Annotated in this window: 34 protein-coding genes; 33 read left to right on the top strand and 1 reads right to left on the bottom strand. The window is 61.8% G+C overall.

Features of this window, described 5'->3' with window-relative positions; genetic code table 11:
• Positions 1-188: 188 nt before the first annotated feature.
• The 5 genes from rpsL to ASG92_RS30275 all read left to right on the top strand — a co-directional run bounded on the left by rpsL (position 189) and on the right by ASG92_RS30275 (position 5,057).
• Positions 189-563, top strand: coding sequence for a 30S ribosomal protein S12 (gene rpsL, locus ASG92_RS08020; protein ID WP_018773658.1), 375 nt, complete (start codon positions 189-191; stop codon positions 561-563).
• 1 nt (position 564) lies between these two features.
• The gene (rpsG, locus tag ASG92_RS08015) at positions 565-1,035 is read left to right on the top strand and encodes a 30S ribosomal protein S7 (protein WP_011692813.1); all 471 of its coding nucleotides are present in this window, start codon (positions 565-567) and stop codon (positions 1,033-1,035) included.
• 68 nt (positions 1,036-1,103) lie between these two features.
• Positions 1,104-3,218, top strand: coding sequence for an elongation factor G (fusA, locus tag ASG92_RS08010; protein ID WP_056626647.1), 2,115 nt, complete (start codon positions 1,104-1,106; stop codon positions 3,216-3,218).
• Between the two features lie 247 nt (positions 3,219-3,465).
• A complete protein-coding gene (gene tuf, locus ASG92_RS08005) occupies positions 3,466-4,656 on the top strand; it encodes an elongation factor Tu (protein WP_056626645.1) in 1,191 nt (396 codons plus the stop codon).
• 275 nt (positions 4,657-4,931) lie between these two features.
• On the top strand, positions 4,932-5,057 hold the full coding sequence (locus ASG92_RS30275; RefSeq protein ID WP_277308466.1) for a hypothetical protein: 126 nt from the start codon (positions 4,932-4,934) through the stop codon (positions 5,055-5,057).
• Positions 5,058-5,065: 8 nt separating this feature from the next.
• Here the strand turns inward: ASG92_RS30275 and ASG92_RS08000 are convergent, their stop codons facing one another.
• Positions 5,066-6,514 (bottom strand): GH1 family beta-glucosidase, encoded by a 1,449-nt coding sequence (locus ASG92_RS08000; RefSeq protein WP_056626644.1) that lies wholly within the window; start codon positions 6,512-6,514, stop codon positions 5,066-5,068.
• A gap of 431 nt (positions 6,515-6,945) precedes the next feature.
• On the opposite strand from ASG92_RS08000, the gene rpsJ reads away from it, so the two are divergent.
• From rpsJ to rpsK, 28 genes are all read left to right on the top strand, one after another.
• The gene (rpsJ, locus tag ASG92_RS07995; RefSeq protein WP_003803825.1) at positions 6,946-7,254 is read left to right on the top strand and encodes a 30S ribosomal protein S10; all 309 of its coding nucleotides are present in this window, start codon (positions 6,946-6,948) and stop codon (positions 7,252-7,254) included.
• Positions 7,255-7,270: 16 nt separating this feature from the next.
• Positions 7,271-7,921 (top strand): 50S ribosomal protein L3, encoded by a 651-nt coding sequence (gene rplC, locus ASG92_RS07990; RefSeq protein ID WP_056626643.1) that lies wholly within the window; start codon positions 7,271-7,273, stop codon positions 7,919-7,921.
• A 4-nt stretch (positions 7,922-7,925) separates the two neighbouring features.
• Complete coding sequence (rplD, locus tag ASG92_RS07985) at positions 7,926-8,546, top strand: 50S ribosomal protein L4 (protein WP_056626641.1); 621 nt, start codon at positions 7,926-7,928, stop codon at positions 8,544-8,546.
• Positions 8,543-8,848 (top strand): 50S ribosomal protein L23, encoded by a 306-nt coding sequence (gene rplW, locus ASG92_RS07980; RefSeq protein WP_056626639.1) that lies wholly within the window; start codon positions 8,543-8,545, stop codon positions 8,846-8,848. Before rplD ends, rplW begins: the two co-directional genes overlap by 4 nt.
• A gap of 29 nt (positions 8,849-8,877) precedes the next feature.
• Positions 8,878-9,717 carry a 50S ribosomal protein L2 gene (gene rplB, locus ASG92_RS07975; RefSeq protein WP_003803804.1) on the top strand — a complete coding sequence of 280 codons (840 nt, stop codon included), beginning with the start codon at positions 8,878-8,880 and terminating at the stop codon, positions 9,715-9,717.
• 12 nt (positions 9,718-9,729) lie between these two features.
• Positions 9,730-10,011, top strand: coding sequence for a 30S ribosomal protein S19 (gene rpsS / locus ASG92_RS07970; protein WP_003803803.1), 282 nt, complete (start codon positions 9,730-9,732; stop codon positions 10,009-10,011).
• A 38-nt stretch (positions 10,012-10,049) separates the two neighbouring features.
• Positions 10,050-10,415 carry a 50S ribosomal protein L22 gene (gene rplV / locus ASG92_RS07965; RefSeq protein ID WP_003803798.1) on the top strand — a complete coding sequence of 122 codons (366 nt, stop codon included), beginning with the start codon at positions 10,050-10,052 and terminating at the stop codon, positions 10,413-10,415.
• A complete protein-coding gene (gene rpsC / locus ASG92_RS07960) occupies positions 10,416-11,261 on the top strand; it encodes a 30S ribosomal protein S3 (RefSeq protein ID WP_056626636.1) in 846 nt (281 codons plus the stop codon).
• Entirely contained in the window at positions 11,262-11,678 is a 417-nt protein-coding gene (gene rplP / locus ASG92_RS07955; protein ID WP_056626634.1) for a 50S ribosomal protein L16, read from the top strand.
• Positions 11,679-11,680: 2 nt separating this feature from the next.
• Positions 11,681-12,016: a 50S ribosomal protein L29 gene (gene rpmC, locus ASG92_RS30270; RefSeq protein WP_056626632.1), complete on the top strand. Its 336-nt coding sequence runs from the start codon at positions 11,681-11,683 to the stop codon at positions 12,014-12,016.
• Positions 12,013-12,321 carry a 30S ribosomal protein S17 gene (gene rpsQ, locus ASG92_RS07945; protein WP_056626630.1) on the top strand — a complete coding sequence of 103 codons (309 nt, stop codon included), beginning with the start codon at positions 12,013-12,015 and terminating at the stop codon, positions 12,319-12,321. Before rpmC ends, rpsQ begins: the two co-directional genes overlap by 4 nt.
• A gap of 448 nt (positions 12,322-12,769) precedes the next feature.
• Positions 12,770-13,138 carry a 50S ribosomal protein L14 gene (gene rplN / locus ASG92_RS07940; RefSeq protein ID WP_056626628.1) on the top strand — a complete coding sequence of 123 codons (369 nt, stop codon included), beginning with the start codon at positions 12,770-12,772 and terminating at the stop codon, positions 13,136-13,138.
• A gap of 3 nt (positions 13,139-13,141) precedes the next feature.
• On the top strand, positions 13,142-13,501 hold the full coding sequence (rplX, locus tag ASG92_RS07935) for a 50S ribosomal protein L24 (protein WP_056626626.1): 360 nt from the start codon (positions 13,142-13,144) through the stop codon (positions 13,499-13,501).
• Positions 13,501-14,082, top strand: coding sequence for a 50S ribosomal protein L5 (rplE, locus tag ASG92_RS07930; protein WP_056626624.1), 582 nt, complete (start codon positions 13,501-13,503; stop codon positions 14,080-14,082). The genes rplX and rplE overlap by 1 nt, the downstream gene beginning before the upstream one ends.
• Positions 14,083-14,164: 82 nt before the next feature.
• Positions 14,165-14,563, top strand: coding sequence for a 30S ribosomal protein S8 (gene rpsH / locus ASG92_RS07925; RefSeq protein ID WP_056626622.1), 399 nt, complete (start codon positions 14,165-14,167; stop codon positions 14,561-14,563).
• Between the two features lie 18 nt (positions 14,564-14,581).
• Entirely contained in the window at positions 14,582-15,118 is a 537-nt protein-coding gene (gene rplF, locus ASG92_RS07920) for a 50S ribosomal protein L6 (RefSeq protein WP_056626620.1), read from the top strand.
• Between the two features lie 2 nt (positions 15,119-15,120).
• Complete coding sequence (rplR, locus tag ASG92_RS07915; protein WP_056626619.1) at positions 15,121-15,504, top strand: 50S ribosomal protein L18; 384 nt, start codon at positions 15,121-15,123, stop codon at positions 15,502-15,504.
• Positions 15,501-16,229 carry a 30S ribosomal protein S5 gene (gene rpsE, locus ASG92_RS07910; protein WP_056626617.1) on the top strand — a complete coding sequence of 243 codons (729 nt, stop codon included), beginning with the start codon at positions 15,501-15,503 and terminating at the stop codon, positions 16,227-16,229. The genes rplR and rpsE overlap by 4 nt, the downstream gene beginning before the upstream one ends.
• Positions 16,230-16,234: 5 nt before the next feature.
• On the top strand, positions 16,235-16,441 hold the full coding sequence (gene rpmD / locus ASG92_RS07905; protein ID WP_056626615.1) for a 50S ribosomal protein L30: 207 nt from the start codon (positions 16,235-16,237) through the stop codon (positions 16,439-16,441).
• Positions 16,442-16,927 (top strand): 50S ribosomal protein L15, encoded by a 486-nt coding sequence (rplO, locus tag ASG92_RS07900; protein ID WP_056626613.1) that lies wholly within the window; start codon positions 16,442-16,444, stop codon positions 16,925-16,927.
• Positions 16,928-17,122: 195 nt separating this feature from the next.
• The gene (secY, locus tag ASG92_RS07895) at positions 17,123-18,433 is read left to right on the top strand and encodes a preprotein translocase subunit SecY (protein WP_056626611.1); all 1,311 of its coding nucleotides are present in this window, start codon (positions 17,123-17,125) and stop codon (positions 18,431-18,433) included.
• Between the two features lie 5 nt (positions 18,434-18,438).
• Positions 18,439-19,008, top strand: coding sequence for an adenylate kinase (locus ASG92_RS07890; protein WP_200951914.1), 570 nt, complete (start codon positions 18,439-18,441; stop codon positions 19,006-19,008).
• 125 nt (positions 19,009-19,133) lie between these two features.
• The gene (gene map, locus ASG92_RS07885) at positions 19,134-19,961 is read left to right on the top strand and encodes a type I methionyl aminopeptidase (protein WP_056626608.1); all 828 of its coding nucleotides are present in this window, start codon (positions 19,134-19,136) and stop codon (positions 19,959-19,961) included.
• Between the two features lie 135 nt (positions 19,962-20,096).
• Positions 20,097-21,113: a P1 family peptidase gene (locus ASG92_RS07880; protein ID WP_082579377.1), complete on the top strand. Its 1,017-nt coding sequence runs from the start codon at positions 20,097-20,099 to the stop codon at positions 21,111-21,113.
• A gap of 210 nt (positions 21,114-21,323) precedes the next feature.
• Positions 21,324-21,545, top strand: coding sequence for a translation initiation factor IF-1 (gene infA / locus ASG92_RS07875; RefSeq protein ID WP_011775571.1), 222 nt, complete (start codon positions 21,324-21,326; stop codon positions 21,543-21,545).
• 62 nt (positions 21,546-21,607) lie between these two features.
• Positions 21,608-21,721, top strand: a complete 114-nt coding sequence (gene rpmJ / locus ASG92_RS07870) for a 50S ribosomal protein L36 (protein WP_009358722.1) — start codon at positions 21,608-21,610, stop codon at positions 21,719-21,721.
• 173 nt (positions 21,722-21,894) lie between these two features.
• Positions 21,895-22,269: a 30S ribosomal protein S13 gene (gene rpsM, locus ASG92_RS07865; protein ID WP_003803743.1), complete on the top strand. Its 375-nt coding sequence runs from the start codon at positions 21,895-21,897 to the stop codon at positions 22,267-22,269.
• A gap of 51 nt (positions 22,270-22,320) precedes the next feature.
• On the top strand, positions 22,321-22,722 hold the full coding sequence (gene rpsK / locus ASG92_RS07860; protein WP_011692779.1) for a 30S ribosomal protein S11: 402 nt from the start codon (positions 22,321-22,323) through the stop codon (positions 22,720-22,722).
• Positions 22,723-22,829 lie beyond the last annotated feature (107 nt).

Below are 22,829 nucleotides of genomic sequence, written 5' to 3'. Positions count from 1 at the left end.
GTATGCCACATTTTTGCATGCCTAGGGACCTTTGAAGACGAGAGTCAGGTCATTCCCCATGTGTGCGATCCGACTATTAAGGCTTCGCCTCAGCTGCTCTGGAGACTTCTTCAAAGCTCGGGCGGCGGGGCAAAGCAAAAGGAGAGCGGCTGTAAGAGGCCGCTCCGGATAAAACGGAGAACACGAAAGTGCCTACGATTAACCAGCTGGTCCGCAAGGGCCGCACGCCGAAGGTCAAAAAGACCAAGGCTCCCGCGCTTAACGGCAGCCCGATGCGCCGCGGTGTTTGCACCCGCGTGTACACCACCACCCCGAAGAAGCCGAACTCGGCTCTGCGTAAGGTTGCACGTGTGCGCCTTAACGGTGGCATTGAAGTCACCGCCTACATCCCCGGTGTAGGCCACAACCTCCAGGAGCACTCCATTGTGCTCGTTCGTGGTGGTCGTGTGAAGGACCTCCCCGGTGTCCGCTACAAGATCGTCCGCGGCGCCCTCGATACCCAGGGTGTCAAGAACCGTAAGCAGGCCCGCAGCCGCTACGGCGCAAAGATGGAGAAGAAGTAATATGCCTCGCAAGGGTCCGGCCCCCAAGCGGCCGCTCGTACTAGATCCCGTTTACGGCTCCCCGCTGGTCACCCAGCTGATCAACAAGGTGCTGGTTGACGGCAAGAAGTCCACCGCAGAGCGCATCGTTTACGGTGCCCTCGAAGGTGCACGCGCCAAGTCCGGCGGCGACCCCGTTGCCGCCCTCAAGAAGGCCATGGAGAACGTCAAGCCTTCCCTCGAGGTCCGCTCCCGCCGTGTCGGTGGCGCAACCTACCAGGTTCCCGTTGAGGTCAAGCCGGGCCGCTCCACTGCCCTCGCCCTGCGTTGGCTGGTCGGCTACTCCAAGGCCCGCCGCGAAAAGACGATGACCGAGCGCCTCCAGAACGAAATCCTGGATGCCTCCAATGGTCTCGGTGCCGCTGTGAAGCGTCGCGAAGACACCCACAAGATGGCCGAGTCGAACAAGGCCTTCGCACACTACCGCTGGTAAAACTTCCCGTACGCCGCCGGCTCAACGAGCCGGCGGCGAACGCGTAGTCCATCCGAAAGGGAGACACCGTGGCACAGGACGTGCTTACAGACCTTAGTAAGGTCCGCAACATCGGCATCATGGCCCACATCGATGCCGGCAAGACCACCACCACCGAGCGCATTCTGTTCTACACAGGTGTGAACCACAAGATCGGCGAAACGCACGACGGCGCTTCGACCACCGACTGGATGGAACAGGAAAAGGAACGCGGCATCACCATCACGTCTGCCGCCGTGACCTGCTTCTGGGAAAACAACCAGATCAACATCATCGACACCCCCGGCCACGTGGACTTCACGGTTGAGGTTGAGCGCTCCCTGCGCGTCCTCGACGGTGCAGTTGCCGTATTCGATGGCAAGGAAGGCGTTGAGCCGCAGTCCGAGACCGTTTGGCGCCAGGCTGACAAGTACAACGTTCCGCGTATCTGCTTCGTCAACAAGATGGACAAGCTCGGTGCGGACTTCTACTTCACCGTAGACACCATCATCAGCCGCCTCGGTGCCAAGCCGCTGGTCATGCAGCTGCCCATCGGTGCCGAGAACGACTTCATCGGCGTCGTGGACCTGCTCTACATGCGCGCACTGGTGTGGCCTGGCGATGCCAAGGGTGATGTCACCATGGGCGCCAAGTACGAGATCCGCGAGATCCCGGAAGACCTCAAGGCCCAGGCCGAGGAGTACCGCGCGACTCTCATTGAGACCGTTGCCGAGGCCTCCGAGGAACTCATGGAGAAATACCTTGAGGGCGAAGAGATCTCCATCGACGAGCTCAAGGCCGGCATCCGCAAGATGACCATCAACTCGGAGATCTACCCGGTCTTCTGTGGTTCGGCGTTCAAGAACCGTGGCGTTCAGCCGATGCTCGATGCAGTTGTCGACTACCTGCCGAACCCGCTCGACGTCCCGCCGATGATCGGTCACGATCCCCGCGACGAAGAGAAGGAACTGACGCGCGCGCCGTCTTCCGAGGAGCCGTTCTCGGCTCTGGCCTTCAAGATTGCTACCCACCCGTTCTTCGGCCAGCTCACCTTCATCCGCGTGTACTCCGGTCACGTCGAGGCAGGTGCCCAGGTGGTGAACTCCACCAAGGGCAAGAAGGAGCGCATCGGCAAGCTGTTCCAGATGCACGCCAACAAGGAAATGCCCGTCGAGGGCGCTACCGCCGGCCACATCTACGCAGCGATCGGGCTGAAGGACACCACCACGGGCGACACCCTGTGCGACTCCAGCAACCAGATCGTCCTCGAGTCCATGAGCTTCCCGGAGCCCGTGATCTCGGTTGCCATCGAACCGAACACCAAGGGTGACCAGGAGAAGCTCTCCACGGCCATCCAGAAGCTCTCCGCTGAGGACCCGACCTTCCAGGTCTCCCTCAACGAAGACACCGGCCAGACCATCATCGCCGGCATGGGCGAGCTCCACCTGGACATCCTGGTGGACCGCATGCGCCGCGAGTTCAAGGTCGAGGCAAACGTTGGCAAGCCGCAGGTTGCTTACCGCGAAACCATCAAGCGTGCTGTAGAGCGTCACGACTACACGCACAAGAAGCAGACCGGTGGTTCGGGCCAGTTCGCAAAGATCCAGATCGCGATCGCGCCGTTGGACACTTCCGACGGCGAGCTGTACGAGTTCGAGAACAAGGTCACTGGTGGCCGTATCCCGCGCGAGTACATCCCGTCGGTTGACGCCGGTATCCAGGATGCACTGAACGACGGCGTCCTGGCCGGCTACCCGGTTGTTGGCATCAAGGCGACGCTGATTGACGGCGCGTACCACGACGTTGACTCCTCCGAAATGGCGTTCAAGATTGCCGGACGTATGGCTTTCAAGGAAGCTGCACGTAAGGCGAACCCCATCCTGCTCGAACCGCTGATGGATGTAGAGGTCCGCACCCCTGAGGAATACATGGGTGAAGTAATCGGTGACCTCAACTCCCGCCGTGGCCAGATGCAGTCCATGGAAGATGCCCAGGGCGTCAAGGTCATCCGCGCGCACGTTCCGCTGTCCGGCATGTTCGGCTACATCGGTGACCTGCGTTCCAAGACCCAGGGCCGCGCTGTGTACTCCATGACGTTCCACAGCTACGCCGAGGTCCCGAAGGCGTTTGCCGACGAGATCATCCAGAAGAACCGCGGCGAATAGTCCCTTTGGACCTTCGCAGCAAAAAACTCGGGTGCGTCTCCCATCCCGGAGATTCACCTGGCGCAGATGGCCGGTCCCCGGCCTGACCGGATCCGGCCGTCTGTGCGAACAGGCTCGAGGGACTAGTATTAGTTCCTGAATCTGCAATTTCACCAATCCAAAGCCCCCCAAGTAGACTTACCGGAGTTTCTGCCGCGACAAGCGCGGTCGAAGGGTAAGTCATTTGAAAACGTTCTAGGAGGAACCTGTGGCAAAGGCAAAGTTCGAGCGGACTAAGCCGCACGTTAACATCGGTACCATTGGTCACGTTGACCACGGTAAGACGACGTTGACGGCCGCCATTTCCAAGGTGCTGTACGACAAGTACCCGACTCTCAACGAGCAGCGCGACTTCGCGTCTATTGACTCTGCTCCCGAAGAGCGTCAGCGCGGCATTACCATCAACATCTCCCACGTTGAGTACCAGACCGAGAAGCGCCACTACGCACACGTAGACGCTCCGGGTCACGCTGACTACATCAAGAACATGATCACCGGTGCTGCACAGATGGACGGTGCAATCCTCGTGGTTGCCGCCACTGACGGCCCGATGGCACAGACCCGCGAGCACGTTCTGCTCGCCCGCCAGGTTGGCGTTCCTTACCTGCTGGTCGCGCTGAACAAGTCCGACATGGTCGACGATGAAGAGCTGCTGGACCTCGTTGAAATGGAAGTTCGTGAGCTGCTTTCGGCTCAGGGCTTCGATGGCGACGAGGCTCCGGTTATCCGCGTTTCCGGTCTGAAGGCTCTCGAAGGCGACCCCGTCTGGGTCAAGTCCGTTGAGGACCTCATGGCAGCAGTCGACGAGTCCGTTCCGGACCCCGTACGTGACCGTGACAAGCCCTTCCTGATGCCGATCGAAGACGTCTTCACCATCACCGGTCGTGGCACCGTTGTGACGGGTCGCGCCGAGCGCGGTACCCTCGCGATCAACTCTGAGGTTGAGATCGTCGGTATCCGTCCGGTTCAGAAGACCACCGTTACCGGTATCGAGATGTTCCACAAGCAGCTCGACGAAGCATGGGCCGGCGAGAACTGTGGCCTCCTGCTCCGCGGTCTGAAGCGCGATGACGTAGAGCGTGGCCAGGTTGTCGTCAAGCCGGGTTCCATCACCCCGCACACCGACTTCGAGGCTAACGTCTACATCCTCTCCAAGGACGAAGGCGGACGGCACAACCCGTTCTACTCCAACTACCGCCCGCAGTTCTACTTCCGTACCACGGACGTAACCGGCGTTATCACCCTGCCGGAAGGCACGGAAATGGTTATGCCTGGCGACAACACTGAGATGACCGTTGCGCTCATCCAGCCCATCGCCATGGAAGAGGGCCTCGGCTTCGCTATCCGCGAAGGCGGCCGCACCGTTGGTTCGGGACGCGTTACCAAGATCATCAAGTAGTACTTGCTGATCAGCGGTCACGAGGCCGGCTTACGGCCTGACCTGATCCTCTAAAACAGCCCCGCTGCACTAGCAGCGGGGCTGTTTTTTGCTTGGCTGGCCCAGTGGTATGTCGTGCTGGCAGCGGTGCTAGGCGTGCTGCGCTACCTGGCCGGCCTCCGCGACGGCGGGCGGCTGTACCTGGGACTGGCTGCCGGCCTGCTATCGGTGAGCGGCATCACGGAATAGCGAAGCCACTGCCCTGATATCGTTGCAACCAAAGAAAGGGGCACATCATGGAATGGCTGATTTTCCTGATCGTGGTCGTAGCGGTTGTGGCTGGCGCCTTGTGGGCGAAGAAGAATTTCCGCAACGAGATTGAACGCGCAAAGCGCATCAACAGGGCCAACAAGAACAAATAGCGCCGCGCTCAGGCCAGAGCCTTTCTGGCCCGGCTGAGCGACTGCAGCCAGTAGAAGGACTTCTTGGGCGTTCGCTTCAGCGTTTCGAAGTCCACGTGCACCAGGCCGAAGCGCTGCGAGTACCCGGCGGCCCATTCGAAGTTATCCATCAGCGTCCAGACGTAGTAGCCGAGCAGTTCCACATCGTGGGCGATGCCGCCCGGCGCGGTGGAAACCACGGCCTCGTCAAGGTGATGAGCCAGGTACTCGATGCGCCCCGAATCGGCGATGGGGCCGGTCACGTGTTCGGGCTCGGGAAAGCTCGCGCCGTTTTCCGTGATGTACAGCGGCGGAAGGGCGGCACCGTACCGGTCCTTGAGTTCGCGCAGCAGTATGCCCAGATGGTCGGGTGCCACCGGCCAGCCGAATCCCGTGGTGGCGTACTCGGGGAAGGCCGCCAGATGGAATGGCACCCGCATCATGGCATGGGCGGTGCCCGCCGGGGTGTCGGCCGGGCCCTTCCCGGCGGCGACCTTCACCGGGTAGTAGTAGTTCACGCCGTAGAAGTCGAGCGGTTGGCTGATGAGGCGGAGGTCGTCGTCGGACGCCTTGGACAAGGACTTGAACCAGTGCCGGGCGGCCAGGGGTGGCTTCGGGTAACGGCCCAGGAGGATGGGATCCGCATAGACCCGGTTGAGGACAAGGTCAAACACCTTGGCCAGCAGGCGGTCCGTCAGCTTCCGGGATGCCGGGCGCACCGGAGAGTGCAGGTTGGTGAGGCCGATGCCTCCGGTCACGCCCCCTGCCCGCAGCGCCTGGACGGCGAGCCCGTGGCCCAGCAGTTGGTGGTGGACCGACGGCAGCGCGTCGAACAGCAAATCCCGCCCTGGCGCATGGACGCCCAGCGCATAGCCGTTGAGTGTCACTGACACCGGCTCATTGAGCGTGACCCACTGCGCCACGCGGTCGCCGAGCCGCCGTCCTGCTGCGGCGGCGTACGCCGCAAAGCGCTCCGCCGTGGCGCGGTTCATCCAGCCGCCGCTGTGCTCGAGGGGGAGCGGCGTATCCCAGTGGTACAGGGTGGCCATGGGGGAGATGCCGGCCGCCAGCAGCTGGTCGACCAGCCGGTCGTAGAAATCCAGGCCCTGGGTGTTGAACGGGCCGCGTCCGTCCGGCTGGATCCTCGGCCAGGAGATCGAGAAGCGGTAGGAGTCGATGCCCAGTTCCTTCATGAGGGCGACGTCCTCGGGGGCGCGGTTGTAGTGATCGCAGGCGACGGCGGGCGAATGGCCGTTCATGATGCTGCCGGGTTTCTCCGCGAATGCGTCCCAGCCTGAGGGGCCGCGGCCGTCGGCCGCCAGGGCGCCTTCGATCTGGAACGCCGCAGCCGCAACTCCCAGCGTAAAATTGGGCCTGAGGCGTCCGGCGAGGTCCTGCACGGATGCAGTGTTAACGGCGTCAGCATTTTGCGCGGCCATTCATCTATCATCCAATCGAAGATTGCCGAAGGCAATGACCGTCAGCCGGCCGGCCGGCCGTGGGCGCGGGGCGGGCCGCGAGCGGGGGAGGATGGCCCGGTCAACGGCCGGATTCGCATCCGCCCACAAAATCCGGCATACTAGATGAGTTGTTCAAGCGCTTCTTCGCGTCCCGATCCGGATAATGCCGGGTGTCAGGGTCCAGGTCGAAGTCCAAACATAACCCACTCCCCAAGGAACTGCGGGCTCGCACGCTTCGAAGGTGCGACACGCCCGACCGCGGGGGTCGGTTACGCCGGCAGGTTGAGGAACCCGGATTCATCCGGATTCAGCTTGTGCGGCGGGTGGTAGTTACGACTTCAAATGCTTCGGCAGCCACATACAACAGGTAAGTAAACAGAGCAGCATTTACTGAAAGAGAGTCAGGCGACATGGCGGGACAAAAAATCCGCATCCGGCTGAAGTCATACGACCACGAGGTCATTGACGTTTCAGCACGGAAGATCGTTGAGACGGTCACGCGCGCAGGCGCAACGGTAGTGGGCCCCGTGCCGCTGCCTACGGAGAAGAACGTGTACTGCGTTATCCGCTCTCCGCACAAGTACAAGGACAGCCGCGAGCACTTCGAAATGCGCACGCACAAGCGTCTGATCGACATCATCGACCCCACGCCGAAGGCTGTTGACTCGCTTATGCGTCTCGACCTGCCGGCCGACGTGAACATCGAAATCAAGCTGTAGGAGGTGCTGAGAGACTATGACCGCAACCCGTAACGTAAAGGGCCTGCTGGGCACGAAGCTCGGCATGACCCAGGTCTGGGACGAGAACAACAAGCTCATCCCCGTCACTGTTGTCCAGGCTGACTCGAACGTCATCACCCAGCTGCGCAATGCAGAGACTGATGGCTACGTCGCCGTTCAGATCGGCTACGGCCAGATCGATCCCCGCAAGGTCACCAAGCCGCTGGCTGGTCACTTTGAAAAGGCAGGCGTCACGCCTCGCCGCCACGTCGTCGAACTGCGCACTGCAGATGCTGACTCTTACGAGCTGGGCCAGGAGCTCTCCGTAGAGCTCTTCGAAGCCGGCCAGAAGATCGACGTCATCGGCACCACCAAGGGTAAGGGCTTCGCCGGTGTTATGAAGCGTCACGGCTTCCACGGCGTTGGAGCTTCCCACGGTGCCCACAAGAACCACCGTAAGCCCGGTTCAATCGGTGGCGCATCCACCCCGAGCCGCGTCTTCAAGGGCATGAAAATGGCCGGCCGCATGGGCGCCGTTCGTCACACCACGCTGAACCTCACTGTTCACGCGGTTGACGTCGAGAAGTCGCTGCTCCTGATCAAGGGTGCCGTCCCCGGCGCCCGCGGCCAGGTCGTACTCGTACGCACCGCCGTGAAGGGAGCCTAGTTAAATGACTAGCACTGTCAAGGTTGACCTGCCTGCAGAGATCTTCGACGTTCAGACCAACGTGCCGCTGCTGCACCAGGTCGTCGTTGCACAGCTCGCTGCTGCTCGCCAGGGTACCCACAAGACCAAGACCCGCGCCGAAGTTTCCGGTGCAGGCCGCAAGCCGTTCAAGCAGAAGGGTACCGGCCGCGCCCGTCAGGGCTCGATCCGTGCTCCTCACATGACCGGTGGTGGCGTTGTCCACGGTCCCACCCCGCGTGACTACAGCCAGCGCACCCCCAAGAAGATGATTGCTGCTGCACTGCGCGGCGCACTGTCTGACCGCGCCCGTAACGGACGCATCCACGTCATTGCTGACCTGGTTGCCGGCGACAAGCCGTCCTCCAAGGAAGCACTGGCAACGCTGCGCGGCGTCTCTGAGCGCAAGAACCTGCTCGTTGTCATTGAGCGCGCCAACGATGTTGCTGCACTGTCCGTGCGCAACCTCGAGGAAGTTCACGTTCTGTACGCAGACCAGCTGAACACCTACGACGTTCTCGTTTCTGACGACGTAGTCTTCACCAAGGCTGCCTACGAAGCATTCGTTGCTGACAAGGCTGCAAAGAACGAGGAGGATGCCAAGTGAGCGCAGCCACCATCAAAGACCCGCGCGACGTTGTGCTTGCACCCGTTGTTTCGGAAAAAAGCTACGGCCTGATCGACGAGGGCAAGTACACCTTCCTGGTGGACCCCCGCTCGAACAAGACCGAGATCAAGCTGGCCGTGGAGAAAATCTTCTCCGTCAAGGTCGAATCGATCAACACCATCAACCGTGCCGGTAAGCGCAAGCGCACCAAATTCGGATGGGGTGTCCGCAAGAACACCAAGCGTGCAATTGTGACCCTCAAAGAAGGCACTATCGACATCTTCGGCGGTCCGCTCGCGTAGCGGAGACCACTTTAACGAGGAAATAAATTATGGGAATCCGTAAATACAAGCCGACTACCCCGGGCCGTCGCGGCTCGAGCGTAGCGGACTTCACCGAAATCACGCGGTCGACGCCGGAAAAGTCGTTGGTACGTCCGCTGCCCAAAAAGGGCGGCCGTAACAACACCGGTAAGATCACGACCCGTCACAAGGGTGGTGGACACAAGCGCCAGTACCGTCTGATCGACTTCCGTCGCCACGACAAGGACGGCGTCAACGCCCGCGTTGCCGAAATCGAGTACGATCCGAACCGCACGGCTCGCATCGCCCTCCTGCACTACGTTGATGGCACCAAGCGTTACATCATCGCCCCGAACAAGCTCTCCCAGGGTGACTTCGTGGAGGCCGGCGCCAACGCTGACATCAAGCCTGGCAACAACCTGCCCCTGCGCAACATCCCCGTAGGTACCGTTATCCACGCAGTTGAACTGCGTCCGGGTGGCGGCGCCAAGATGGCACGTTCCGCTGGAGCTTCTGTTCAGCTCGTCGCCAAGGAAGGCCGTTTCGCCCAGCTGCGTCTGCCCTCCGGCGAAATCCGCAACGTTGACGTGCGCTGCCGCGCCACGATCGGCGAGGTCGGCAACGCTGAGCAGTCGAACATCAACTGGGGTAAGGCCGGCCGTATGCGGTGGAAGGGCGTTCGCCCGACCGTCCGTGGTGTCGCCATGAACCCGGTCGATCACCCGCACGGTGGTGGTGAAGGTAAGACCTCCGGTGGACGTCACCCGGTCAACCCGAACGGTAAGCCTGAAGGCCGTACCCGCCGCCCCAACAAAGAGAGCGACAAGCTTATTGTTCGTCGCCGTCGTACTGGCAAGAACAAGCGATAGGAGCCTGGACACATGCCACGCAGCCTGAAAAAAGGTCCTTTCGTTGACCAGCACCTCTTTGTGAAGGTAGCAAGGGAAAACGAAAAGGGCACCAAGAACGTCATCAAGACCTGGTCCCGCCGCTCGATGATCATCCCCGACATGCTCGGGCACACGATCGCCGTGCACGACGGACGCAAGCACATTCCGGTGTTTGTCACCGAGTCGATGGTCGGGCACAAGCTCGGCGAATTCGCTCCTACGCGGACATTCCGCGGCCATGTCAAGGACGACCGTAAGGGCAAGCGCCGCTAGGCGCCTGCACTTACGTCAAAGACGAGAGAAGGAAAGCAATGGAAGCCAAGGCAATTGCGCGTCACATCCGCGTAACGCCTATGAAGGCCCGGCGCGTCGTCAACCTTGTTCGTGGTAAGCAAGCGAACGAGGCTCTGGCAATTCTGAAGTTTGCCCCCCAGGCAGCTTCTGAGCCGGTATTCAAGGTAGTTCAGTCGGCAATCTCCAACGCCCGGGTCCTCGCGGACCGCGACGGTGTGGCGTTTGACGAAGGTGACCTCATCATCAGCGAAGCGTTTGTTGATGAAGGCCCGACCATGAAGCGGTTCCAGCCGCGTGCTCAGGGTCGTGCATTTCAGATCAAGAAGCGCACCAGCCACATCACCGTGGTAGTCGCTACCCCGGAGAAAGAGGAGGCTCGCTAAGTGGGACAGAAAGTAAACCCGCACGGGTTCCGACTCGGCATCACCACCGATCACGTATCGCACTGGTTCGCTGACAGCACCAAGGCCGGCCAGCGGTACAAGGACTTCGTTCGCGAAGACATCCGCATCCGCCAGCTCATGTCTGTTGGCATGGAGCGCGCCGGTATCGCCAAGGTCGAGATCGAGCGCACCCGTGACCGCGTCCGCGTGGACATCCACACGGCACGTCCGGGCATCGTCATCGGCCGCCGCGGCGCAGAAGCAGACCGCATCCGCGGCGAGCTCGAAAAGCTCACCGGCAAGCAGGTTCAGCTGAACATCCTCGAGGTCAAGAACCCCGAGATGGAAGCACAGCTTGTTGCCCAGGGCGTTGCTGAGCAGCTGACTTCCCGCGTGGCTTTCCGCCGTGCGATGAAGAAGGCCATGCAGTCCGCGCAGCGTGCCGGTGCCAAGGGTATCCGTATCGCTTGCTCCGGTCGTCTGGGTGGCGCAGAAATGTCCCGCTCGGAGTTCTACCGCGAAGGCCGTGTGCCCCTGCACACCCTCCGCGCGAACATCGACTACGGCTTCTACGAAGCCAAGACCACCTTCGGCCGCATCGGCGTGAAGGTCTGGATCTACAAGGGTGACGTCACCTCCAAGGAACTGGCTCAGCAGGCAGCTGCTGCTCCGTCCCGTGGCCGTGGCGGCGAACGTCCGGGCCGCCCGGGCGGCGCTGACCGTGGTGACCGCCGCCGTCGTACCGACCGTCCGGCAGCCGAAGCAGCGCCTGCTGCTGCTGAGGCTCCGGCAGCCGAGGCAGCTTCTGCCGCACCGGCACAGGCAGCAGAAGGAGGACAGGCTTAAATGCTTATCCCACGTCGAGTCAAGCACCGTAAGCAGCACCACCCGGGTCGTTCCGGCGCTGCTACGGGCGGCACCAAGGTCTCGTTCGGTGAGTACGGCATCCAGGCTCTGAGCCCGGCATACGTCACCAACCGTCAGATCGAATCTGCCCGTATTGCGATGACCCGCCACATCAAGCGTGGCGGTAAGGTCTGGATCAACATTTACCCGGACCGTCCGCTGACGAAGAAGCCGGCCGAAACCCGCATGGGTTCCGGTAAGGGTTCTCCGGAATGGTGGGTCTCAAACGTCAAGCCGGGCCGGGTTCTCTTTGAGATCTCCGGTGTCGAAGAATCGGTTGCTCGCGAGGCACTGCGCCTGGCAATCCACAAGCTTCCGTTGAAGGCACGCATTCTGCGTCGCGAAGGTGGTGAATAGAAATGGCAGTAGGATCCAAGGAACTTGCATCCGCACAGCTGGACGGTTTCGACAACGAGCGACTCGTTGAAGAACTCCGCAAGGCCAAGGAAGAGCTGTTCAACCTGCGTTTCCAGTCCGCCACCGGTCAGCTGGAGAACCACGGTCGTCTGCGCGCGGTAAAGAAGGACATCGCACGCATCTACACCGTTCTCCGTGAGCGCGAGCTGGGCATTCGTGCCGAGGTTGCCGCGCCGGTTGTGGAAGCCAAGGAAGAAAAGAAGTCCAAGAAGTCCGCAGCCAAGGCTGAGAAGGCTGAAGAGCCGGCCGAGGCTGAGACTGAGGAGGACGCCAAGTGAGTGAAAAGGACGAGAACGTGACGGAAACTGCTTCCGCAACGGCTACGGCCGCCGAGCGCGGTTACCGTAAGACGCGTCGCGGCTACGTGGTCTCGGACAAGATGGAAAAGACCATCGTTGTCCAGGTTGAAGACCGCGTGAAGCACGCCCTGTACGGCAAGGTCATTCGCCGCACCTCGAAGGTCAAGGCTCACGACGAAGAGAACAGCGCCGGCATCGGCGACCTGGTTGTCATCGCCGAGACGCGCCCGCTGTCCGCCACGAAGAACTGGCGGCTCGTGGAGATCCTCGAGAAGGCCAAGTAGCACCTGCAGCTGCGCTGGCAACAGCCGCTGTACCGGAAACCCCCGTTCCCTTTGGGAGCGGGGGTTTCCGCGTTTCCGACGGCGGCGGCCCGGCTCTGCGGGGGAGAAGCGCCCCAGGCGGGCCAAAAGTCTGCGGTGCGTGACGCCGTCGTGGTTTAGCAGAGCACCAGCGGCTGTGATATGGGGCTGGGGCCGGAATGTGCTAGGATATTGAGTTTGTATGGCGCCTTCTGTGCGCCGTCAGTAAACCTCGTAAACAATCGTGCCACGGCATAGTGCCCCCTTGCGCCTGGATGGGCTTGGGAAGCAAATGTTTTTGGCACGGGCGTTTAGGCCTGGTCTGGCAAAATCCAGGCAGGTCAAGAGACACCCCGATCAACCGTTCCGCAAGGCTCATTCCGTAGGAAGAATTTCGGTCTGAGAACCGGCGCGACGCAAGGAGTAAATAGTGATTCAGCAGGAGTCGCGACTCAAGGTCGCCGACAACACGGGTGCTAAGGAAATCCTTACCATTCGCGTTCTCGGTGGATCTGGCCGTCGCTACGCAGGCATTGGCGACGTCATCGTCGCTACCGTCAAGGACGCAATTCCGGGCGGCAACGTAAAGAAGGGCGACGTCGTCAAGGCTGTCATCGTCCGTACCAAGAAGGAACGCCGCCGTGTGGATGGTTCCTATATCAAGTTTGACGAGAACGCGGCCGTGATCCTGAAGGCTGACGGTGACCCCCGCGGTACCCGTATCTTCGGACCGGTTGGACGTGAACTCCGTGACAAGAAGTTCATGAAGATCGTTTCTCTGGCTCCGGAGGTGCTCTAGTCCATGGCTAAGATCAAGAAGGGTGACCTGGTTCAGGTCATCACTGGCGCCAAGGCTGAGCGCGGCGGCGACCGTGGCAAGCAGGGCAAGGTTCTGCGCGTATTCCCGGAGACCAACCGCGTGTTGGTCGAAGGCATTAACCGCGTAACCAAGCACACCAAGGTCGGTCAGTCGCAGCGCGGCACCAAGACCGGTGGCATTGAGGTCGTCGAGGCTTCGATCCACATCTCCAACGTGGCTCTGGTTGACCCGTCCACCAAGAAGCCCACCCGTGTTGGTTTCCGCACCGAAACCGTTGAGCGCAATGGCGTGAAGCGTGAAGTGCGCGTACGCGTGGCCAAGAGCTCAGGGAAGGACATCTAATGACTGAGACTCTCGAGACTCCGGCAAGCAAGATCGTTCCCCGTCTGAAGACCAAGTACGCGGATTCCATCAAGAACACGCTTCTTGAGGAATTCAAGTACGAGAACGTTAACCAGGTTCCCCGTCTGGTCAAGGTTGTTGTGAACATGGGTGTTGGAGATGCCGCCAAGGACTCCAAGCTGATCGACGGCGCTGTCCGCGACCTCACCCTGATCACCGGCCAGAAGCCGCAGGTAACCAAGGCCCGTAAGTCGATCGCACAGTTCAAGCTGCGCGAAGGCATGCCCATCGGCGCACACGCAACCCTGCGTGGCGACCGCATGTGGGAATTCGTGGACCGTCTGGTCACGCTGGCTCTGCCGCGTATCCGTGACTTCCGCGGCCTCAGCGGCAAGCAGTTCGATGGCAACGGCAACTACACCTTCGGTCTGACCGAGCAGGTTATGTTCCACGAGATCGACCAGGATTCCATCGACCGCGTTCGCGGTATGGACATCACGGTTGTGACCACCGCCAAGACCGACGACGAAGGCCGCGCGCTGCTCAAGGCGCTTGGTTTCCCGTTCAAAACCGAAGCTTAATTAGCTACGTAAAAGGTCCGGCTGCCCTGGTTCCTAAGGAACAGGGTGGCGGAAACCGTTACGAGGAAGGGCAAGAGCCCAAATGACTATGACAGATCCTGTCGCAGATATGCTTACGCGTCTGCGCAACGCAAACTCGGCATACCACGATTCCGTGTCTATGCCTTACAGCAAGCTCAAGGCACGCGTTGCCGACATCCTGAAGGCTGAAGGTTACATCGCCTCCTGGAAAGAAGAAGACGCTGAAGTCGGCAAGAAGCTGACCATCGAGCTCAAGTTCGGTCCGAACCGCGAGCGTTCAATCGCCGGTGTTCGTCGTATTTCCAAGCCGGGACTGCGCGTATACGCGAAGTCCACCAACCTGCCGCACGTGCTCGGTGGCCTGGGTGTCGCAATCCTGTCCACCTCTTCCGGCCTCTTGACTGACAAGCAGGCCGGCAAGAAGGGCGTGGGCGGCGAAGTCCTCGCTTACGTCTGGTAACGGGAAAGGAAGAGAATAATGTCACGTATTGGACGTCTCCCCATCACCGTTCCTGCCGGCGTTGAGGTCAAGGTTGACGGCTCTGTCGTCAGCGTCAAGGGTTCCAAAGGCGAGCTGAGCCACACTGTGGCCAGCCCGATCGAGGTCACCCTGGAAGAAGGCACCCTGACTGTCGCCCGCCCGAACGACGAGCGCGCCTCCCGTTCACTCCACGGCCTGACCCGCACCCTGATCTCCAACATGATCCAGGGTGTCACCGCAGGCTACGAGAAGAAGCTTGAAATCGTCGGTACCGGTTACCGCGTTCAGGCCAAGGGATCTGACCTTGAGTTCGCTCTCGGTTACAGCCACCCGGTCAACGTTTCGGCACCGGCCGGCATCACCTTTGCAGTAGAGGGGCCGACCAAGCTCTCTGTCTCAGGTATCAACAAGCAGCAGGTCGGCGAGGTCGCTGCCAACATTCGCAAGCTGCGTAAGCCGGACCCCTATAAGGGCAAGGGCATTCGCTACGCCGGCGAAGTCATCCGCCGCAAGGTCGGAAAGGCTGGTAAGTAACCATGGCCATCGCAATTAACAAGAAGCGTACGAACAAGAGCAAGTCTGCTTCGCGCAGCCGCCGCCAGCTTCGTATCCGCAAGCGCATCTCCGGAACGCCTGTACGTCCTCGTCTGGTCGTCAACCGCTCCGCACGCCACGTATTCGTCCAGGTTGTCGATGACACCAAGGGCCTGACCGTAGCTAGCGCGTCCACACTGGAAGCCGACCTTCGTGCATTCGACGGCGACAAGACCGCCAAGGCCAAGCGCGTTGGCGAGCTCGTAGCCGAGCGCGCCAAGGCTGCCGGGATCGAAGCTGTTGTCTTCGACCGTGGCGGTAACAAGTACCACGGCCGGATCGCCGCCGTCGCTGACGGTGCACGTGAAGGTGGGCTGTCACTGTGACGGAAGCAAACAAGGAAAAGGACACTGTGTCTGCAGATCAGAAGGCACCTGCTGCCGTAGCTGCTGAGGCCACTGAGACCACTGCCCCCGCAGCTGCCGACGACCGCCGTGGTGGCGCCCGTCGCGGCGAGCGTGGCGACCGTGGCCAGGGCCGCGGCGACCGTGGTGGCCGTGGCGGCCGCGACGGCGGCCGTGAAGCCGAGAAGAGCCAGTTCGTAGAGCGCGTTGTTACCATCAACCGCGTTTCCAAGGTCGTCAAGGGTGGTCGTCGCTTCAGCTTCACCGCACTCGTCGTCGTTGGTGACGGTAACGGTATGGTCGGCGTCGGCTACGGCAAGGCGAAGGAAGTTCCTGCCGCAATCGCGAAGGGCGTTGAAGAGGCCAAGAAGTCCTTCTTCCGCGTTCCCCGTATCGGCAGCACCATCCCGCACCGCGTTCAGGGTGAGGCCGCCGCAGGCGTCGTCATGCTGCGTCCGGCTTCCGCCGGTACCGGTGTTATCGCCGGTGGCCCGGTCCGTGCAGTACTGGAGTGCGTGGGCATCCACGACATCCTCTCCAAGTCGCTCGGTTCCTCCAACGCCATCAACATCGTTCACGCGACCGTTGATGCCCTGAAGCGCCTCGAAGAGCCGGCAGCAGTGGCAGCACGCCGCGGCCTCCCGCTCGATGAGATCGCTCCGCCGGCAATGGTGAAGGCGCTCATGAACCAGAAGGCAGGTGTCTGAGAGTCATGGCTAAGAACCTGATTCCGTCCGACGCTCAGTTGGAGATCACTCAGATCAAGTCCGCCATTGGCGGCAAGCAGAACCAGCGCGACACCCTGCGGTCCCTCGGCCTGAAGCGGATCGGACACACCGTTGTCCGCACCGCCGACGCCGTGACCGTTGGAATGCTCAACACGGTTCCGCACCTGGTAAAGGTAGAGGAGGCGAAGTAAATGGCAGAGAAGAAAACCGCTGAGGCCGCAGCTGCTGAGAAGCAGAGCGCGCTGAAGGTTCACCACCTGCGTCCCGCCCCGGGTGCCAAGACCGCCAAGACCCGTGTTGGTCGTGGTGAAGGTTCCAAGGGTAAGACCGCTGGTCGCGGTACCAAGGGTACGAAGGCCCGCTACCAGATCAAGGCTGGCTTTGCCGGCGGCCAGCTGCCGCTGCACATGCGCCTGCCGAAGCTGCGCGGCTTCAAGAACCCGTTCCGGGTTGAGTTCCAGGTTGTAAACCTGGACAAGCTCAACGAGCTGTTCCCGGAAGGTGGCGCTGTCACCGTGGAGAACCTGGTTGCAAAGGGTGCCGTTCGCAAGAACCAGCCCGTGAAGGTGCTTGGCACCGGCGACATCACCGTCAAGGTTGACGTCACCGTCCACGCCTTCTCAGCCAGTGCCGCTGAAAAGATCGCTGCAGCCGGCGGAACCACCACCGCCCTCTAAGGGATTTATCCCTCAGGGCGATGGGGCAGCTGCCCGTTGCACAAACTCCCGGCACGGGGGCCGAGGCCCCTGTGCCGGGAGTTTCCCGTATCCGCAGGTCGTCCGGATTGTTCGCATGGCGCAATCAACCGTTAGACTCGGTTGTTGGGTTTATTGACCTGCATCACCAGACTTATTAACTACTGAGGAGGACGCTTGCTTAGCGCATTCGGCCGGGCTTTTCGAACGCCTGATCTGCGACGCAAGTTGTTGTTCACGCTGGGAATCATCACAATCTTCCGCTTGGGAGCCTTCATCCCCTCGCCTGGTGTGAACTACCAGAATGTCCAGCAATGCTTGTCGACCGGGCAGACCCAGGGCGGGATCTACCAGCTCGTCAATCTTTTCAGCGGCGGTGCATTGCTGCAGGTCTCCATCTTCGCTTTGGGAATCATGCCGTACATTACGGCCAGCATCATTGTGCAGCTGCTCCGGGTGGTCATTCCCCGTTTCCAGCAGCTGTATGAAGAAGGCGCTTCGGGCCAGTCAAAGCTGACGCAGTACACGCGTTACCTGACAATCGCCCTGGGCCTGCTGAACGCCACCACGCTGGTTTCCCTGGCACGCTCCGGGCAGCTGCTGCCCGGCTGCAACCTGCCCATCATCCCGGACGCCAGCGTCATCACCACGATCCTGATCATCATCACGCTGACGGCCGGCACCGGCCTCATCATGTGGATGGGCGAGCTCGTGACCGAGAAGGGCGTGGGCAACGGCATGTCGCTGCTCATCTTCACCGCCATCGCAGCCGGCTTCCCCACATCGCTGGGCGCCATCTGGACCGCGCAGGGCCCGGGCACGTTCTTCCTCGTCCTCGCCATCGGCCTGCTGACCGTCGCGCTGGTTGTCTTCGTTGAGCAGTCCCAGCGACGCATTCCGGTCCAGTACGCCAAGCGGATGATCGGACGCCGCACGGTCGGCGGCACCAGCACCTACCTTCCCATCAAGGTGAACATGGCCGGCGTTATCCCCGTCATCTTCGCCTCGTCCATGCTTTACCTCCCGGCGTTGATCTCCCAGTTCAACCAGCCGAAGGCCGGGGAGCAGATGCAGCCGTGGGTTGAATGGATCAACAACAACCTGACCCGCGGGGACCACCCCATCTACATGGCGCTTTACTTCGCCATGATTGTTTTCTTTACCTACTTCTATGTCGCGATCACCTTCAACCCTGAAGAGGTCTCGGACAACATGAAGAAATACGGCGGCTTCATTCCGGGTATCCGTGCCGGCAAGCCGACCGCGGATTACCTGCAGTACGTCCTGTCGCGGATCACGCTGCCCGGCGCCTTCTACCTTGGCTTCGTGGCACTGATCCCGCTGGTGGCGCTCGTGCTGATCAACGCAAACCAGAACTTCCCGTTCGGTGGCACCTCGATCCTGATCATGGTGGGCGTTGGCTTGGAAACCGTCAAGCAAATTGACGCGCAGCTACAGCAGCGTCACTACGAAGGGCTATTGCGATGACCAGAATGTTGATTATCGGACCTCCGGGCTCCGGCAAGGGTACTCAGGCGGAACGCATCTCGGAGCGCCTCGGCGTCGTTGCGATCTCCACCGGCGACATCTTCCGCGCCAACGTGCGGGGCGAGACGCCGCTGGGCGTCGAGGCCAAGAAGTACATGGATGCCGGAGACTTTGTTCCGGACAGCGTGACCAACAAGATGGTCCGCGACCGCCTCAGCGAGGCCGACGTCGAGGACGGCTTCCTGTTGGACGGCTACCCGCGCACCACGGCACAGGTTGACTACCTCGACGAGATCCTGGCCAACGGTGACCAGAAGCTCGACGTCGTCCTCCAGCTGACCGCGGACGACGAGGAACTGGTCTCCCGCCTCTTGGGCCGCGCCAAGGAAACCGGGCGCAGCGACGACAACGAGGGCGTCATCCGCCACCGCCTGGATCTCTACCACGAGCAGACCGAGGCCGTTGTGGCTAAGTATGCCGAGCGCGGCATCCTGACCCAGGTTGACGGCATCGGCGGCATCGACGAAGTCACCGACCGCGTCATGCAGGCCATCAAAGAGGCTCAGGCAGCCTGATTTGTCCTAACGCTACGAGGCTCCTCCCGGTTCATTGGGAGGGGCCTCCGGCTTTTAGCCCCGAAGGGGGCCAGCGCCGCACGGCAGTTAAGCCGGCGGCCGCAATTTGAGAGGAAAAACCGCTGATGGCATTCGGCCAGCCCCGGATTGAATACAAGACGAACGCGCAGATGCGGACCATGCACGAGGCCGGACTGGTCCTGAGCCGCGCTCTGGACGCGGCTGTCGCCGCCGCAGCGCCTGGGGTCACCACGAAGCAGCTCGACGAGGCGTTCGCGGCTGTGCTCCTGGAAGCCGGAGCCAAGTCCAACTTCCTGGGCTACCACGGCTTCCCGGCCACGATCTGCACGTCGGTCAACGAGGAAGTGGTCCACGGCATCCCGGGGTCCAAGGTCCTGCAGGACGGCGACATCATCTCGATCGACGGCGGCGCGATCGTGGACGGATGGCACTCCGATTCCGCCCGCACGGTGATTGTGGGTACCCCTGACCCCGAGGACCAGCGGCTGTCCGATGTCACCGAGGCTGCCATGTGGCGGGGGATCGCTGCCCTCGCCACGGGCAAGTTCGTGGGCGACGTCGGCTGCGCCGTGGACGACTACGTGTCCTCAGTGCCCGGCAAGGCGCTGGGCATCCTGGAGGACTATGTGGGGCACGGCATCGGCTCCGAGATGCACATGGCCCCGGATGTGCTGAACTACCGCACCAGCCACCGCGGCCCGAAGATCCGCCCGGGCCTGTGCCTCGCGATCGAGCCCATGCTGGTGCGCGGCAGCATCGAGACGGCGGTGCTGGACGACGACTGGACTGTGGTCACCACCGACGGCAAGCGTTCCTGCCAGTGGGAGCACTCCGTGGCAGTCCACGAGAAGGGCATCTGGGTGCTTTCGGCGCCCGACGGCGGGGCCGCCCAGCTGGCGCCGCTAGGCGTGGTCCCGGTCCCGATCCCCTAACTCTCCCAAGTGACTCGCAGTTGTGGTCGTTTTGAGGGCTCAAAACGACGTTAACTGCGAGCTAGTTGGGTGGGGCGGGCTGTGTTGGCGGGTATGGGGGAGTCGTCAGGGGGCAGAATGGTGGCCATGGGAGCGATGGGATCCATCACTGATGTGCCGGGCCTGCGGGTCGGGCACCGGCAGAAGAACGACGGCGGCTGGCTGAGCGGCGTGACGGTGGTCCTGCCGCCGCCGGGGACGGTCGGCTCGGTGGACGTCCGCGGGGGAGGTCCCGGCACGCACGAGACCGATGCCCTCGACCCCACGACGCTCGTTTCCACCGTGGACGCCGTGGTGCTCACCGGCGGCAGCGCCTACGGGCTGGTTTCCGCCCACGGCGCCCAGCGCTGGTGCGAGGAGCAGGGCCGGGGCTTCGAAGTCCAGGGCGGCGTGGTGCCTATCGTCCCGGGCGCAGCCATCTTCGATCTCGGCCGCGGAGGCGACTTCAGCGCCCGCCCGGACGCCGGGATGGGCTACGCGGCAGCAGCCGCCGCCGGTGCTGAGGAGGACGGGCACGACGTCGAACGCGGCAACGTGGGAGCCGGCACCGGAGCGGTGATCGGGCGGGGCAAATTCAAGGGCGGAGTGGGGACGGCTTCGGTCACGCTGGAGAACGGCGTGGTGGTTGGAGCGCTGGCAGTAGTGAATGCGCTGGGCCTGCCGTTCGGCGAAGCTGTCGGTGACCCTGGCACATCGGAGCAGCGGGTGGAACCCGGCAGCGTGCGTCTAAGCGAGGAACGAGCGAGCACGCCGAGGGTTTCGGCCGCTGGGACGGAACCCGGCCCCGGTACCCAGCTCAACACCACCCTCGTGGTCGTCGCCACGAATGCCGCGCTCGACCCTGCCGAGTGCAAGCGCACCGCTTCCGCTGCCCACGCCGGGCTGGCCCGGGCCTTGAACCCTAGCCATACCCTTGCCGACGGGGACACGGTGTTCTGCCTGGCCACCGGAGCGGCCACCCTGGACCGGAGGACGGAAGCTGCCCGGCAGGTGAGTCTCATCACGCTGCAGAGTGCGGCAGCCGACGTCGTACGCCTGGCGATCCGGGACGGGATCGGCAGTGCAGAGGCCGTGACCACGGCGGCTGGCACTTTTGATGCGTATAGATTCTGATGCACGCGGATTTGATGCGTACGGCGGCGATCTGCGCTACCATGGCTGGATTTAACATTCCGGGCCAAATGCCGTAATGTTGCTTGTTGGTTGTCTGCCCTGCCACGCCCATTTGCGGCCGGAGGGCGACGGTCAATCAAATCAAAAAACGTCCGTAGTCATGCCCGGTGCAATCCGGAGGGCTGCGGCAAACAACAGTTAGCGGAGGATATGGCCAAGAAGGACGGGGTCATAGAGATCGAGGGCGTAGTGACTGAGGCGCTGCCCAACGCGATGTTTCGTGTTGAGCTCACCAACAAGCACGTCGTTCTGGCACACATCTCTGGAAAAATGCGTCAGCACTACATCAGGATTCTCCCTGAGGACCGGGTAGTGGTGGAGCTGAGCCCTTACGACCTCACACGTGGTCGTATCGTCTACCGCTACAAGTAAACGTTGGGCGGCCAGAGCAACTGCCGAAGGCCGGACCAACTGCTATCACGCAAAGGAACGCCATGAAGGTCAAGCCGAGCGTCAAGCAGATCTGCGAAAAGTGCAAAGTGATCCGCCGTAATGGCCGGGTCATGGTGATCTGCGAGAACCCGCGCCACAAGCAGCGCCAGGGCTAATTCCCTTCCGGGAACCCCTGGGTTGCTAACCCACGCAAGTAAATAAAAGGCAGCACAAGCTGAACTGGGACGTATGAGCCCGGACAGCTAACCCCCGGTCGGAGGCTGGGGCCGCACTGAAAGTGCGGGTGTACTGCCTACGACCTCCGGTTTATTCAAGGAGCACTGCCACTATGGCTCGTCTCGCTGGCGTAGACATTCCCCGCGAAAAGCGGCTGGAAATTGCGCTTACTTACATCTACGGCGTGGGCAAGACCCGTGCACACGAAACCCTGGCTGCCACCGGCATCAGCGCTGACGTTCGGGTCAAGGACCTGACGGATGCGCAGCTGGTAGAGCTGCGTGACTACATTGAAGGCAACTACAAGGTTGAGGGTGACCTTCGCCGCGAAGTAGCAGCAGATATCCGCCGCAAGGTTGAGATCGGCAGCTACGAAGGCCTGCGTCACCGCAAGGGCCTGCCCGTACGCGGACAGCGTACGAAGACCAACGCCCGTACCCGCAAGGGCCCGAAGCGTACCGTCGCCGGCAAGAAGAAGGCCCGTTAATCCCTGAGGGATTAACGGAGCGTTCCCCAATAACTTTCTGTAGGAGAAAAAATGCCCCCGAAGACTCGTGGCGCGGTTCGCAAGCCGCGTAAGAAGGACAAGAAGAATATCGCGCTTGGCCAGGCGCACATCAAGAGCACCTTTAACAACACCATCGTTTCCATCACGGATCCGAACGGTGCTGTCATCTCCTGGGCTTCCGCCGGTGAGGTTGGATTCAAGGGCTCACGCAAGTCCACCCCGTTCGCTGCACAGATGGCTGCCGAAGCTGCTGCCAAGCGTGCACAGGAGCACGGCCTGAAGAAGGTTGACGTGTTCGTGAAGGGACCGGGATCCGGACGCGAGACCGCCATCCGTTCGCTGCAGGCCGCTGGCCTCGAGGTTGGCTCGATCCAGGACGTCACCCCCGCCGCGCACAACGGCTGCCGTCCGCCGAAGCGCCGCCGCGTCTAAGGCCTTTCCGCAGTCGGAGCTTGCCCGGACCCTTGCCGGGTCCGGGCAAGCCCGCCGCGTTAAGTCTTCAGACCGATTTTCCACCACCTGTGTTGCGTCATATAGCG

It is taken from the genome of Arthrobacter sp. Soil736, from assembly GCF_001428005.1.
Lineage (GTDB): Bacteria > Actinomycetota > Actinomycetes > Actinomycetales > Micrococcaceae > Arthrobacter.
Note: the sequence above shows the minus strand (reverse complement) of the source record. Positions and strands in the feature narration are given on the sequence as shown.

What these genes read in the sequence shown, in the direction of transcription:
- rpsM (WP_003803743.1), top strand. Translation starts at nt 21,895, where the DNA reads ATGGCTCGTCTCGCTGGCGTAGACATTCCCCGCGAAAAGCGGCTGGAA.
- rplD (WP_056626641.1), top strand. Translation starts at nt 7,926, where the DNA reads ATGACTAGCACTGTCAAGGTTGACCTGCCTGCAGAGATCTTCGACGTT.
- rplV (WP_003803798.1), top strand. Translation starts at nt 10,050, where the DNA reads ATGGAAGCCAAGGCAATTGCGCGTCACATCCGCGTAACGCCTATGAAG.
- rpsK (WP_011692779.1), top strand. Translation starts at nt 22,321, where the DNA reads ATGCCCCCGAAGACTCGTGGCGCGGTTCGCAAGCCGCGTAAGAAGGAC.
- map (WP_056626608.1), top strand. Translation starts at nt 19,134, where the DNA reads ATGGCATTCGGCCAGCCCCGGATTGAATACAAGACGAACGCGCAGATG.
- rplF (WP_056626620.1), top strand. Translation starts at nt 14,582, where the DNA reads ATGTCACGTATTGGACGTCTCCCCATCACCGTTCCTGCCGGCGTTGAG.
- rplC (WP_056626643.1), top strand. Translation starts at nt 7,271, where the DNA reads ATGACCGCAACCCGTAACGTAAAGGGCCTGCTGGGCACGAAGCTCGGC.
- ASG92_RS08000 (WP_056626644.1), bottom strand. Translation starts at nt 6,514, where the DNA reads ATGGCCGCGCAAAATGCTGACGCCGTTAACACTGCATCCGTGCAGGAC.
- rplP (WP_056626634.1), top strand. Translation starts at nt 11,262, where the DNA reads ATGCTTATCCCACGTCGAGTCAAGCACCGTAAGCAGCACCACCCGGGT.
- ASG92_RS30275 (WP_277308466.1), top strand. Translation starts at nt 4,932, where the DNA reads ATGGAATGGCTGATTTTCCTGATCGTGGTCGTAGCGGTTGTGGCTGGC.
- rplE (WP_056626624.1), top strand. Translation starts at nt 13,501, where the DNA reads ATGACTGAGACTCTCGAGACTCCGGCAAGCAAGATCGTTCCCCGTCTG.
- rplR (WP_056626619.1), top strand. Translation starts at nt 15,121, where the DNA reads ATGGCCATCGCAATTAACAAGAAGCGTACGAACAAGAGCAAGTCTGCT.
- rpmC (WP_056626632.1), top strand. Translation starts at nt 11,681, where the DNA reads ATGGCAGTAGGATCCAAGGAACTTGCATCCGCACAGCTGGACGGTTTC.
- ASG92_RS07890 (WP_200951914.1), top strand. Translation starts at nt 18,439, where the DNA reads ATGTTGATTATCGGACCTCCGGGCTCCGGCAAGGGTACTCAGGCGGAA.
- infA (WP_011775571.1), top strand. Translation starts at nt 21,324, where the DNA reads ATGGCCAAGAAGGACGGGGTCATAGAGATCGAGGGCGTAGTGACTGAG.
- rpsH (WP_056626622.1), top strand. Translation starts at nt 14,165, where the DNA reads ATGACTATGACAGATCCTGTCGCAGATATGCTTACGCGTCTGCGCAAC.
- rpmJ (WP_009358722.1), top strand. Translation starts at nt 21,608, where the DNA reads ATGAAGGTCAAGCCGAGCGTCAAGCAGATCTGCGAAAAGTGCAAAGTG.
- rpsS (WP_003803803.1), top strand. Translation starts at nt 9,730, where the DNA reads ATGCCACGCAGCCTGAAAAAAGGTCCTTTCGTTGACCAGCACCTCTTT.
- rpsJ (WP_003803825.1), top strand. Translation starts at nt 6,946, where the DNA reads ATGGCGGGACAAAAAATCCGCATCCGGCTGAAGTCATACGACCACGAG.
- rpmD (WP_056626615.1), top strand. Translation starts at nt 16,235, where the DNA reads ATGGCTAAGAACCTGATTCCGTCCGACGCTCAGTTGGAGATCACTCAG.
- rplB (WP_003803804.1), top strand. Translation starts at nt 8,878, where the DNA reads ATGGGAATCCGTAAATACAAGCCGACTACCCCGGGCCGTCGCGGCTCG.
- rplO (WP_056626613.1), top strand. Translation starts at nt 16,442, where the DNA reads ATGGCAGAGAAGAAAACCGCTGAGGCCGCAGCTGCTGAGAAGCAGAGC.
- ASG92_RS07880 (WP_082579377.1), top strand. Translation starts at nt 20,097, where the DNA reads ATGGGATCCATCACTGATGTGCCGGGCCTGCGGGTCGGGCACCGGCAG.
- rplX (WP_056626626.1), top strand. Translation starts at nt 13,142, where the DNA reads ATGGCTAAGATCAAGAAGGGTGACCTGGTTCAGGTCATCACTGGCGCC.
- rpsG (WP_011692813.1), top strand. Translation starts at nt 565, where the DNA reads ATGCCTCGCAAGGGTCCGGCCCCCAAGCGGCCGCTCGTACTAGATCCC.